Source organism: Piscirickettsia salmonis LF-89 = ATCC VR-1361 (assembly GCF_000297215.2).
GTDB classification, from domain to species: Bacteria; Pseudomonadota; Gammaproteobacteria; order Piscirickettsiales; family Piscirickettsiaceae; genus Piscirickettsia; species Piscirickettsia salmonis.
In genome coordinates this window covers 1-13017 of the sequence record NZ_AMFF02000069.1, presented here as the reverse complement: position 1 = coordinate 13017, position 13017 = coordinate 1, and the positions used below count along the sequence as shown (strand labels likewise).

The window sequence follows — 13017 nt, the reverse complement described above, 5'->3', positions numbered from 1 at the left end:
TTTAAACCCGATAGAGCATGTATGGTCACCGCTTAAAAATAGGGTTCGCATGAAGCTTGATCAAGATGAAATAAATTTAGAGACAGCGCTTAGTCAAGTAATGAAGTCAATGTCAGAAACTATTCGTTGAGCGCTATACCTTTTAAACCATTCGTAGATCGAGCGATTGTTGCCTGAATAATTTTAACAAAGTCTAGGTTTAAGCTTTGATGAGGGCCTTTAGCTAATAAATCTAAGTCTTTTTGAAGAAGTTGTAACTTTTTTATACCCTCTGCTCTTATCTTGTTAGAAGATTTATCCGAGGGATCTGTTTCTATTTTCTTCTGTAGTTGCTCAATCGTGAGTTCCACTTTGCGGCCCACTGAAAGGGCAAGGTCACGTCGATCCGTTCCTCTGTGGTGATTCGTTTCTAAATATATTGTTAGTTTTGGCTCTGGAGAGGAGGGCTTCTGACTCTGTTCGACGAGAAGTGCTCTGTCTGAGATGAGTCCCTCGCGGCTAATCGCAACAAGTGGATTTGTTGCCACTTTTAAGTTATGAAGAATCTTTGACTGGATCTTTAGACTTTCGCACTTTTCCTCTAAGCTCTTTTCATAAGGGCAAACTTGATTAGGGCGAGCTGGATTATATCTAGGGGCTGTTATGCTAAATGTTACTTTATCCCCTAAAGCTTCTTTTACCTCTTTAAGCCATGCAAGAAAATTATTAGGGTCTTGAAGCGAGTTTGTAGCATGGAATAAGCCATGCCCTCTCTTTGATTGTGCGACAATAGCAGCACTACTAAAAGCTAAGGGGCTTCCATAATCGCTGCCAGTAGTGAGTATCTGACTTTGATATGAATGGGCAACTGTTCCACTGTCTACTATAATTGGTTTAATTCTAGGCATGATTTTCTCCTGAGAGATAACTTTTCTTCAATTTAAGAAGATAGACTGCTAATAAATTTGTTAGGAACAACAGTTTAATTAATTTAACCCTTTATATTTTAAATATTTTTAGTTGTTTAATCTATAAAGCCAGTTTGACTCAAAAACATCAAGATGTGCAATTGTTATTTGCTATAAATCTGATAGATCAGATCTATTAAGATTGTGTTAATTTTTGGCTGTATTTGCGTTGAGGTTAATGAGAGTGGTTGGGTAGCTGAATAGTAAAGGTTGTACCTTGGCCGACGCTACTTTTTATATCGATAGAGCCTTGGTGTTTTTTGATAATGCCATAGCTAATTGAGAGGCCAAGTCCAGTGCCCTCACCAACAGATTTAGTGGTAAAAAATGGGTCGAATAATTTTGCTAAATGCTCTTTGTGAATGCCATGGCCATCATCTTCGATGGTGAGCTTATTAAAGCCTGCTATTTGCTGGGTAGTGATGGTAATGGTGCCTGACTCTTTGATGGCATGTGCGGCGTTTATGAGTAAGTTTATGATCACTTGACCAATTTGTGAGGAGTAGCCTAAAAGTGGGTTGAGAGGGCTCAAGTTTTTAATGATTTTGCATTTATATTTTAGCTCATTTTGGGTGATGGTTAATGCTTGTTCGATGCAATGATTAAGGTCAAACTCTTCTTTATTATCAGTATCTGAATGCGCAAATGATTTGAGGCTGAGTACGATATTCTTGACTTTTTCAGCGCCCTCGAGTGATTGTTCAATGATTTTTTCGGTATCGTCGATGACATAGTTGATATCTTCTTGCTCGAGGATATCTTTTAATTGTTGTAATTGATTATTTTTTATCTGGATGTCATTTGAGGTCAGTGTTTTGCTACAGGCTTCAGCTTGTTGAGTGATTGCTTTAATTGAGTCTAAGTATTCGCCCATTATTTCAATATTGTTCATAATGTAACCGATGGGGTTATTAATTTCGTGAGCAACGCCGGCTGCCAGTTGACCGATAGACGCGAGCTTTTCTGATTGAATTAACTGTTCTTGGTTTTCTTTGAGTTTTTGCGTGCGCTCCATGACTTTTTGATCGAGTTCTTCATTAAGTACAGTCAGCTTGCTATTGAGCTCATTGAGCTGCTCGGTGCGTTCTTCAACTAAGTTTTTAACGCGTATTTCGCGGTTAACCAAAAGCCACAGATAGGCGGCTAATATCAGTGAAATAATGACACCAGCGAGCAGTATAATCACAGGGAGGTGATTTTTATGTTCTTTGGTAAAATCATTCGAAGGGTAGATAGTAATTGGCCATTTTTTATCCGCTACAGTGAAGGTAGATTGATAGCTTAAATGACTGTTTATTTCTTGTTTGCCATTATTTTGAAAAATGGGAGATAGCGTGTTGTTATTGATCCTTTCTTTAACAAAGATAATGAGGTTGCTTTTAGCTGCAAAGTTAAGCGCATGACCGAGTATATCATTAATTCTGTACACTCCTAATACAAAGCCTTTGAGATTTTTAGGGGAAATGTCTTGAGGGGAAGATGAATGGTATACCGGATTAAACAGTAGAAAACCGTAACTGTTGCCTTTTTCTTCTTGGATGAGTGTAATTTTGTGGGTGGCGACGTTTCTTCCTGTTAGTGCTGCTTTTTCTAAACTTTTATTACGTATTGGGCTAGAAGATATATCAAAGCCGATGGCTTTCTCATTGCCTCTGACCGGGTTGACATAATAAACAGGAAAGTAGTTGGTTTTTGTTTTTGCTGTCAGAATTTTTCCTTGTGCTGTTTTTTCCTTAATGTTGAAATTTTTAAAAAATTGATTGGCTTTTTTGACGTAATCATGGCGTTTGCTATGGGGGATGTTTGGAATCCACTCTAAGGCTTGAATGGCTAAATCACGTTCTAATAAGCTATTGGTAAATGTAGTAAATTCATTAAAATTAATAAAATCTGAAGATTCATAGAAAGATTTTAATATGTTCAATGCTGCAATATTTTTATTAATATTATTTTGAATGGCTTGTTGAGTGTCAGTTGCAAGCTCTTCAAAGTGGCTAGATGCTTCTAAATTGTGGGATTTGTTAAGGCTATAAAATAAAAATAAACTGATGGTGATGCCGGTGATGAGGATTAAAAAAGAAGGCAATTTATTTAAGTAGATATTATTTTTCATCCGGTTAATTTCTATTGTTATGGATTATGGCTAAGTGCAGTGAGGAGGCTGCCATAAATAAACCCATCGTGTTTTTCGTGATCTTCAGCCTTTTTAAGTATAGCAAGGGTCATCATAAAGTGATCTTGAGTTGAGTTAGTTAGAGTGACTTTGCCTTGCCAGTGGCCATGGTTATTAACATAGCTGAGGATTTCTTCAAGCTGTTCTTGATTGTAATTAATCACTGAGGTCAGTGGTGCTGATAAGATCTGTTCTGGTTTTTGACCTAATAATGCGCAAAAATAAAGATTGATTGATTTTATGGTGCCATTTTTGCTAAAAGAGAGTGCGGCGGTGCGTGTATAGAGATGATCTGATTGATTTTTTTGAGTGTGCTGGTTTTTGTGCATGATATTGATTAAATGACGTAGATGTTCTCGTAATTCATTGGCGCGCCAGGGTTTTTCTAGGAACTGGTGAATATGGTTATTGAGAATGCCATTGATAATTTCTTTTGTATCTGCATAGCCACTTAAGATAATACGTAGGGTCTGTGGGTAGTGTGCTTGAGCCTTGGCTAAAAACTCACTGCCTAGCATACTGGGCATGCGCTGGTCGGATAAAATAATATCAATATGCTGTTGTTCTAAAATATCAAGGCCTTCTTTAGCGCTATAGGCATAATGCAAGGTATATTTTTCACGCCGAAATAAACGTTTGAGGGCATCGATAATGTGAGGTTCATCATCGACAAGGAGTAACGATGGCATTATTTTCCTTACTATAATTATTGACTCTTGCGCGCTTAAAATCACGCTTGTTACACTTAATAAAGTGTTTTCTATAGCTATATAGTAGTCAAACTACGTAGAGATGATATTGATTGCTTGCAAGAGTGTGAGTGTTAAGAGTGCGGTGAGGGTGTATGTAATAATTGCCTGTTGCAAATAAATCAAGAAAAATTATATTTGTATTTAAATTTTTTGAATAAAAGTTCAGAAAAGGGAGCTCATGTGTGCTCCCCTTAATATTGTTTATTTGAGCAGAGGTTGAATGCGCTCTGACCATAATAAAGTGCCACCGGCCACAGCCGCTGGAATAGCAATCAGGTTTAACAGAGGAATCATTGTGCAAACAAAGCACACGAGTCCAAAACTCATGGCGGTTAAGGGTGTTTGGCGAGTTACTGTTAGAGTTTGCTTAAAGGGGTGTTTAAATACATCCATAGGATAATCTATATATTGGACCGCTTGCATCCAGCAGTTAAAGATAAACCATAATAAACTGACAATGAGGTTTATACCTGGGATAAACAGCAAGATCATGAGGATAATTACACGGATGATAGAATAGCGCAATTTTATCAACTCACGGCCGATTAGTCTGGGCATATCCTTGATCAGCGCGGTTATATTATCTTTGGGGAGTTGATGATCTTTTTGTTGTAATACCGCTTCACACAGCAGGCTATAAAAAGGTGCACCGATGATGCTGGCAAGGGTAGTGAAGCTAAATACCAGTAATGTGATTAAGGCTAAGCTTAAAATAATGGTCGCAATGGGGCGAAGAAAGTGTAACCAGTGTGGCAGGCTGGTGCTCACGTGATTGGTAATGACTTCGATGCCATGAATACCTAAATAGCTTAGCACCAGCAGTAAAATGATATTAAGCAAAATAGGCAGGTAGAGGTAGCGGCGCATTTTAGGTGTTAAAATAAAGTTTAAGCCGTTTAAAAAATAGTGAAAACCTGACATATTCGCTCCGCTAGATTCATGGTAGAATGGGCGGTATTTTACCTGATTCAGTGGTAAACTGAAGGGCGTAGCTTGATAAACATTAAAAATTATAATTTAAGTGCAATGGCATTATGAGATTAAAAAAGATTAAGTTGGCCGGGTTTAAGTCATTTGTTGATCCGATGACAGTTGAGTTACCAAGCCAGTTGGCGGCGATTGTTGGGCCAAATGGCTGTGGTAAGTCAAATATTATTGATGCAGTGCGTTGGGTCATGGGAGAGAGCTCAGCAAAGAATTTGCGTGGTGAGTCGATTACAGATGTAATTTTCAGTGGTTCCAGTGCCCGCAAACCGGTGAGTCAGGCCACCATTGAATTAATTTTTGATAATAGCCAAGGTAAGCTCGTCGGCCCCTATGTCAGTTATAGTGAAATTTCAATCAAGCGTACTGTTAATCGCGAAGCCCAATCCAGTTATTTTTTAAATGGCACGAAATGCCGTAAACGTGATATTGCGGATGTTTTTCTAGGGACGGGTTTGGGCCCGCGAAGTTATTCGATTATTGAGCAGGGGATGATTTCCCGAGTGATTGAGGCGAAGCCTGAAGAACTCAGGGTGCATTTAGAAGAAGCGGCGGGTATTTCTAAATATAAAGAGCGCCGTAAAGAAACTGAGCGCAGAATTCGCCATACCCGTGAAAATTTAGAGCGTTTAGGAGATATTCGTGAAGAGCTTGGCAAACAGCTGAGCCGCCTGCATCAACAAGCACAAGCTGCTGAGAAATATCAAAACTTTAAGAAAGAAGAGCGCGAGGTGAAAGGCCAGCTGTATATTCAGCGTTGGAAGAGTCTACAGACGCAGCATGGTCAAGAACAGCAGAAAATTCAAGAGCATGAAGTGATTGTCGAGAAGCAGCGCGCAGGGCAGCAGCATATTGATGCGAGTTTAGAAAAAGAGCGTTTAGCCTTAAGTGAAGCATCAGAAAAACTGCATGCCTGTCAAGCGGACTATTATCAAGCGGGGAATGAAGTCTCACGTTTAGAGCAGCAGATTGAGCATGCAACCACACGAATTCGTGAAACAGGCCAGGAAATGACGCGCTTAAATGCAAGCTTGGAAAAAGCACGCTCAGAATTAGCAGCTGATGAAAAGCAAAAGCTACTGTTAAGCGCACAAGAAGAAGCGCTCGAGCCTGAAACCGAATTATTGCAAAATGCGGTTGATGAGGCGGTGCTGTCTGCAGAAGAAGCAGAGGTGAGTTATCGGCAGTTGGAAAAAGAGCGTGAGAGCTTACTACAGCAAGTGGCCTTATGCCGCCAGGAAGCTGAAGTTGAGCAAACGCGTATTCGCCATATGGAAGCGCAAGGCCAACGTTTGCAACAGCGCTTAGAGAAGCTAAGGGCTGAGACGCATAATAGCGATTTGATAAGTTTGGAAGTGGGTTTAGAAGATGTGCAGGAACAGCAACGTGAATTTGAGGAAAAAGAGCAAGAATTACAGCTAGGTGCTGAAGAGCAGCAGCAGCTTTTAATTCAGCAGCGCCAACTGATCGAGCAGCAGCGTAAAGCACTAGAGCAGCAGCGTGGTGAGTTGCATCCATTGAAAGGTCGTTTAGCCTCATTAGAAGCGTTGCAACAAGCGGCCTTGTTTGATGCGGATGCTGATAGTGCAAGCTCTGTTAAAACTTGGTTAGAGACACAAGGCTTGGTTGCAAGTAAACAGCTAGCACAAAGTCTTCGGGTGCAAGAAGGCTGGGAAACCGCGGTTGAAACGGTATTAGGGGATAATTTACAAGCCTTATATACACCGGGTTACCAGGTGAACGCGAGCGTAGCAGAACTTGAAGTGTCTTTGATATGCATTGATCAGCCACTGGCATTAAATGTAAATACTCAGATGGCACTGGGGCATGAAAATCAGGCTGGCATATTAAAGCTGACTGATGTCATTGAACCGGGTGAAAGTTTGCCAAGCCAATTGCAACATGTGTATTTAGCTGAGGATTTATTAGCTGCATTGCGGATCAGGTCAGAACTGAAAAGTTACGAGTCGGTGGTGACTGTGGATGGCCTATGGCTGGGTGCAAACTGGCTTAAAGTGACGAAGCGTGATGATAGTCAGTCGGGTGTGATTGCGCGTGAAAAAGAGTTAACGACGTTAAGACAACAAGAGCTGGCGCTTGAAGAGAGTATTTGCCTGCATGAAGAGCAGCTCAGTCAGAGTCAAGAGGTGTTAATGCAGGTAGAAGCGCAGGTAAAAAGTGTTCAGCAACAGGCACAAGCACTGCAAAGAGAGCTGGCTGAAGTAAAGGCCCGAGTGAGTGGACGTCTTGCGCGTATTGAACAGGTGCGTGCACGTTTGGCGGTGGTTGAACATGAGCTGAGTGAGGCGCTTGAGCTATTTAATGAAGAACAAGAAGAAATTAAAATCGCACGTCAGCGTTTAGAGGTTGCCGTTGAGAAAATGGCGGAGCTTGAGTTGCAAAGGCAAGCGCTGGAGTCGGGTCGTGTTGAGGCCAGTCGCACCACCCAAGAAGCGCGCCAGCAGCTAGAATCACTGAAAAGCCAGTGCCAACAAAAGCAGATGCAGCTGCAGCGAGTGCAGAGTGAGCAGGCTGGAATTAAAGCGGCCTTACAGCGCTTAGAAGAATTACTCGGTCGTGATAAGGTGCGCTTGGCTGAGCTCGAGCAGTCACGGACAGGGCTTGAAGAACCACTTGAAGAACAGCGTATGTTATTGGACGAACAACTAGAGCGCCAATTAAGTTTTGAAGATCGCTTAAAAATGGTCAAAGACCAAGCGCAAACGCATGAAAATCAAGTGCGAGTGCTTGAAAAACAATTGCATGAGCAAATGAATCAGGTGGCGCATGCGCGTGAGGCCTTAGAGCAAGGGCGTATGCAAGCGCAAGAGCTTTTTATTCGTCGCCAATCCGTTGAAGAGCAGCTGGTTGAAGCGGGTTTTCAATTAAGAGGCCTATTAGAAATTTACCAAGAAGGCTGTGATGTCAAAGAATTAGAAGCAGCCTTAGAGGATATAGGTCGACGCATTCAGCGCCTCGGGGTGATTAACTTGGCTGCGATTGATGAATATGCAGCGCAGTCTGAGCGTAAGGTGTATTTGGATGCTCAGCATGATGATTTAACTGAAGCACTTGACATGCTAGAAGCGGCGATTCGCAAAATCGATAAAGAAACACGTACGCGTTTTAAAGAGACTTTTGATGAGGTAAATGGCCATTTTAAACTATTATTTCCAAAGTTGTTTGGCGGTGGCAGCGCGACACTGGAGCTGATTGGTGAGGATTTATTAGAAGCAGGCGTGGCTTTGATGGCGCATCCACCGGGCAAGCGTAATAGCACCATTCACCTCTTGTCCGGGGGTGAGAAAGCGTTAACGGCAGCGGCCTTGGTTTTTGCGATTTTCCAACTGAATCCTGCGCCGTTTTGCATGCTAGATGAAGTGGATGCACCGCTTGATGATGCGAATGTCGGACGTTTTTGTCGCCTCGTTGAAGAGATGTCAGAGTCCGTGCAGTTTATTTTTATTTCTCATAATAAAATTGCGATGGAGATGGCCGATCAGCTGGTTGGGGTGACTATGCGTGAGCCTGGGGTATCACGCTTGGTGGCTGTCGATATAGAAAAAGCACTGGAAATGGCTGAAGAATAAATTACAAAATATATAAACATTAAAAATAATATAAATAAAGAGCATTAATCTAAAGGGGCAATGTTTATGGAAACATTTTTGAAAGTCTTGGTTTTGCTGGTGGGGATCTTGCTGGTGTGGGTATTTATTTGGGAAGGGCTCAGGCGATTGAAAGTGTGGCGGATTCGTAAGTGGGGAGTGAAAAGGCCCTTGCAAATGCGTTCGGGTGACCCACTTGCTGAAGATGATATCGTCGATGATGTTACTGATCGTCAGAACACTGAAGATAATCAACAAAATCAAAGCCAGCATAATCGCCAGGCAGATACTATATCAGTGCGAGCTCCGGAGCCTAATCATATTATTCTGAATATATATATAGAATCTAAATCTACTGGGTTTCTTGCTTATGCGTTATTTAGTTTATTAAAAAGGTCAGGTTTAATATTTAATGATGAGCTGCAGGTTTTTGAAGCAAAAAATGAACAAGGTGAAGTGGATTTTTATATCACCTCGGCAGTTGCTCCGGGCGTATTTGATATTAAAAACGCTATGGTGAGTATTCCTGCAGTGAGTGTGTTTGCACGTCCTGACTTACAGACCAATCCACGCATGTCATTTTTTAAATTACTGGAAAGTACCCATACTATTGCTTCTGAGTTAGATGGGCGAGTATTGAATATGCGTCGAGAAACCCTCAGTGAAGCAAGTGTGAGTGCAGATTATTTGTCGGTAGTTAATACGTATGCTGTTGCAGAGTCTATGTCAGCTTCAAAATCAACATCAATTGTAGCTGATGAAAGTATGCAAGACGATAATCACGTGTATCAAGAAAATGAGAGTCATGTGATCGCTGATACTCGTGTTGATGCTGATTCTAATAAGGATCAACATGCCGCCAGCTAAGCTGAAACGTGAGTTGGCGCCTGATGCTCGAGTGGATGAACTGGTTAAACAGCTTAATCTTTATAGTGAAGCGTATTATACCGAAGATGACCCCTTGGTTCCTGATAGTGAATATGACCGTTTGTTTAATGAGTTGCAGCAATTAGAAGCTGATTATCCAGAGCTAAAGCAAGCGGATTCGCCGACTCTGCGCGTCGGCGGTACTATCTTAGCTGAGTTTGCTGAGGTGCAGCATCAGTTGCCGATGTTGTCGTTGAATAATGGTTTTAATGACCAAGATATTTATGATTTTATTAAGCGCTTAAAGGTTGATGAGGATGCGTGTTTTTTTTGTGAGCCAAAACTCGATGGCTTAGCGATTTCACTGCATTATCAACGGGGCCTGTTAGTATTAGCGGCAACACGTGGTGATGGTGCAACTGGTGAGGATGTGACGGAGAATGTTAAAACCATCCAGTCGATTCCATTGCGTTTACATAGCAAGAACCCACCTGAATTTTTAGAAGTGCGTGGTGAGGTTTTTATGATGAAATCTGGCTTTAATAAACTGAATGATCAGTTGCGTGAAAAGAATCAAAAAACATTTGCGAATCCGCGTAATGCGGCTGCTGGGAGTTTGCGACAGTTAAATTCTAAAGTTGCTGCCAGTAGGCCATTGAGTTTTTATACTTATAGTTTAACTCACATGGTAGGCATTGAATTAGCACAGAGTCATCATGAGCGTTTAGCCCTGCTTGCCCGTTGGGGTATTCCAGTTAATGGTGATGCTCGATGTGCAACTGGGGCGAAAGGCTGCTTAGCATTTTATCAGAGTATTTTAAAAGTGCGTGATCAGCTCAATTATGATATCGATGGCGTAGTTTATAAACTGGATGATATTGCCGCACAAGAAAAATTAGGTTTTACTGCGCGTGCACCACGCTGGGCCTTGGCGCATAAATTGCCGGCTGAAGAAGCAATAACATTGGTAAAAGCAATTGAATTTCAAGTCGGGCGCACCGGTGCATTAACTCCGGTGGCGCGTCTAAAACCAGTGAATGTCGGCGGTGTGGTTGTCAGTAATGCAACCTTGCACAATATGGATGAGGTTGAGCGTAAAGATGTCCGCATTGGTGATAGCGTGATTGTACGTCGGGCAGGTGATGTCATCCCTGAAATTGTTAAGACCGTCATTGAAAATGATACACAGAGTAAAGCGCATGCAGCACGCCCTAAATTGGTGATGCTAGATAAATGTCCGGTGTGTGATTCAGTTGTTGAGCGTCTTGCCGGTGAAGCGGTGTCTCGTTGCATGGGGGGGTGGCAGTGTAAGGCACAACGTAAAGAAGCACTCAAACACTTTATCAGTCGTAAAGCACTGAATGTTGATGGTTTGGGTGAAAAACTGATAGAACAACTGGTAGATTTAGAACTTGTTCAAGATGCTGCTGATTTATACCAGCTGACGCTGGAGCAGCTTGCAGGCCTTGAGCGCATGGCAGAAAAGTCAGCCAATAATGTGTTAGAGGCACTTGAAAAAAGTAAAGTAACGACGTTTGGACGGTTGTTATATGCATTGGGTATTCGTAATGTCGGTCAGGCAACGGCTCAGGTGTTAGCACAACGTTTTGGTAATTTAGTTGCATTACTGGCTGCCAGTGAAGAAGAGCTGCGAGCTGTGGATGATGTCGGCCCGGTAACGGCGCAGTTTATTTTGCAATTTTTTTCTCAAGAAGAAAATCAGCAGCTGATTGAGCGTTTGCAAGCGCTGGGTGTGCATTGGCCGGAGCAAGACAAACCGTTATTAGCAGTACGGACATTACAGGGTGAGGTCATTGTATTAACTGGGACCTTGCATGAATTTTCACGGGATGAGGTTAAAGAGAAGTTAGAGCAGTTGGGGGCAAAAGTGACGAGCAGCGTATCAAAAAAAACCACATTATTGATTGCCGGGGAGAATGCTGGATCAAAGCTTGATAAAGCACAGGCATTGGGTGTGCCTGTAAAAAATGAAAATGATTTAAAAGTGTTATTGGGGTCTAATTAGAGGAGACGACGATTCGTGATTACCCAACTATTGGCTGATTATGGCTTATTTTTAATAAAAACGGCGACACTGGTCGCAGCGATTTTAATCGTATTTTCAGGGTTGTTGGCGTTGGCGATGAAAAATCGCTTGGCCAAGCAAAAAGGCAGTTTAGAAGTTGAAAAGCTCAATGATCATTATGACGATTTAAAAGAGACGATTGAAATTGAAGTGCTTGATAAAAAAGAGCTTAAGGCCTTAGAAAAAGAGCGTAGAAAAGAAGAAAAACAAGAGAGAAAAGACAAAAAGAAAAATAAAAGTAAAGAGGCTGAGGCTGATGAGGATACAGCATCTGCCGCGCGTATTTTTGTCTTGGATTTTGATGGTGATATTGAAGCCTCTGCAGTGCATGCGTTGCGTGAAGAAGTCGATGCATTGCTCACCTTTATTAATGAAAAAGATGAAGTGGTTGTTAGGCTGGAAAGCCCCGGGGGGATGGTAAGTCCCTATGGTTTAGCTGCATCACAACTTGCCCGTTTTCGCAGCAAAGGGGTGAAGCTCACCATTGCCGTTGATCAGGTAGCTGCCAGTGGGGGTTATTTAATGGCCTGTGTGGCTGATCGGGTGATAGCTGCACCGTTTGCGGTATTAGGTTCGATCGGTGTTGTTTTTCAGATGCCGAACTTTCATCGCGTGCTAAAAAAACATGATGTCGAATATGAGCAATTGACTGCGGGTGATTACAAGCGTACGTTGACGATGTTTGGTAAAAACACCAAAGAAGGCCGTGAGAAGTTACAAGAAGAGCTAGAAGATATTCACTATTTGTTTAAAAACTTTGTCGGTGAATATCGTCCGCAGTTAGATATTGATAAAGTTGCAACGGGCGAACATTGGTTTGGCCAGCGTGCTTTGGAACTTAATTTAGTGGATGAATTAATCACGAGTGATGACTATTTATTATCACGTGCGGATGAGCATGACATTTACTCGGTGAACTATATGGAAAAACAAACCTTAGCTGACCGTTTAGGCGTTATGGCACGTGCTTTGCTTGGTAAATTAGCAACAGCAGGAGTGAAGCGTTAAAGGATGATGCATGCAACGTAAAGCGATTGTTTTACTCTCAGGTGGGGGCTACTCTAGCCTTTGCCTGTATTTGGCTCGCAGCCAGGGTTATCTACCTTATGCCTTGAGTCTTGATATTCCTAAACGTCACTTTCAATTGGATAGTGCCCAGCAGTTCGCGCGTGATGTTGGCGTTGCTGAGCATCAAGTGATTGCAATGAATGAAAATAGTCTATCTGATAGCAAAGCGCTGACGTATTATTCAAGTTTATTAAGTTTTGCTGTCAATTGGGCACAGGAGCTATCTGCACAAGATATTTTTATTGGTTTGCACCCATCAGCAGAGCATACGCTGGAGTATATGGTCGAGTGGTTACAAAGCTATCAAGAGCTGATTAATTTAAGTGCAACAACCGCAATTCGGATTCAAACGCCGTTGCTTTTTATGAGCGATAAAAAACGTGAGCAAACCGCGGAGCAGTTTAATTTAAAACTACCTGAACCGGTTAGTAAGCTTAAGTCAAAGAAAAAGAAGTTTATACAGCGAATTTTTAGTGAGTAGTTAAATAGAGCCTGAGGGTTCTTGGGTAATGTGTAAAACTCCAGATATGAT

The 13017-nt window shown here is 41.9% G+C and carries 9 protein-coding genes; 5 read left to right on the top strand and 4 right to left on the bottom strand.

The window, feature by feature from the left end:
- Nucleotides 1-119: 119 nt before the first annotated feature.
- From C200_RS07110 to cysZ, 4 genes are all read right to left on the bottom strand, one after another.
- Entirely contained in the window at nt 120-887 is a 768-nt protein-coding gene (locus C200_RS07110; RefSeq protein ID WP_016210519.1) for a hypothetical protein, read from the bottom strand.
- A gap of 235 nt (nt 888-1122) precedes the next feature.
- Entirely contained in the window at nt 1123-3060 is a 1938-nt protein-coding gene (locus tag C200_RS07105) for a CHASE domain-containing protein (RefSeq protein WP_016210521.1), read from the bottom strand.
- Between the two features lie 17 nt (nt 3061-3077).
- Complete coding sequence (locus tag C200_RS07100) at nt 3078-3809, bottom strand: response regulator (protein WP_051307330.1); 732 nt, start codon at nt 3807-3809, stop codon at nt 3078-3080.
- Nucleotides 3810-4073: 264 nt separating this feature from the next.
- The gene (gene cysZ / locus C200_RS07095; protein WP_016210517.1) at nt 4074-4793 is read right to left on the bottom strand and encodes a sulfate transporter CysZ; all 720 of its coding nucleotides are present in this window, start codon (nt 4791-4793) and stop codon (nt 4074-4076) included.
- Nucleotides 4794-4906: 113 nt separating this feature from the next.
- Here cysZ and smc point away from each other — a divergent pair, with 113 nt between their 5' ends.
- The 5 genes from smc (at nt 4907) to C200_RS07070 (ending at nt 12966) form a co-directional block, all read left to right on the top strand.
- On the top strand, nt 4907-8446 hold the full coding sequence (gene smc, locus C200_RS07090; protein WP_032126504.1) for a chromosome segregation protein SMC: 3540 nt from the start codon (nt 4907-4909) through the stop codon (nt 8444-8446).
- Nucleotides 8447-8512: 66 nt separating this feature from the next.
- A complete protein-coding gene (locus tag C200_RS07085) occupies nt 8513-9331 on the top strand; it encodes a cell division protein ZipA C-terminal FtsZ-binding domain-containing protein (RefSeq protein WP_016210525.1) in 819 nt (272 codons plus the stop codon).
- Nucleotides 9318-11357, top strand: a complete 2040-nt coding sequence (gene ligA, locus C200_RS07080) for an NAD-dependent DNA ligase LigA (RefSeq protein WP_016210518.1) — start codon at nt 9318-9320, stop codon at nt 11355-11357. The genes C200_RS07085 and ligA overlap by 14 nt, the downstream gene beginning before the upstream one ends.
- Before the next feature lie 15 nt (nt 11358-11372).
- On the top strand, nt 11373-12425 hold the full coding sequence (sohB, locus tag C200_RS07075; RefSeq protein WP_016210522.1) for a protease SohB: 1053 nt from the start codon (nt 11373-11375) through the stop codon (nt 12423-12425).
- 10 nt (nt 12426-12435) lie between these two features.
- A complete protein-coding gene (locus C200_RS07070) occupies nt 12436-12966 on the top strand; it encodes a 7-cyano-7-deazaguanine synthase (protein ID WP_016210524.1) in 531 nt (176 codons plus the stop codon).
- Nucleotides 12967-13017: the final 51 nt, after the last annotated feature.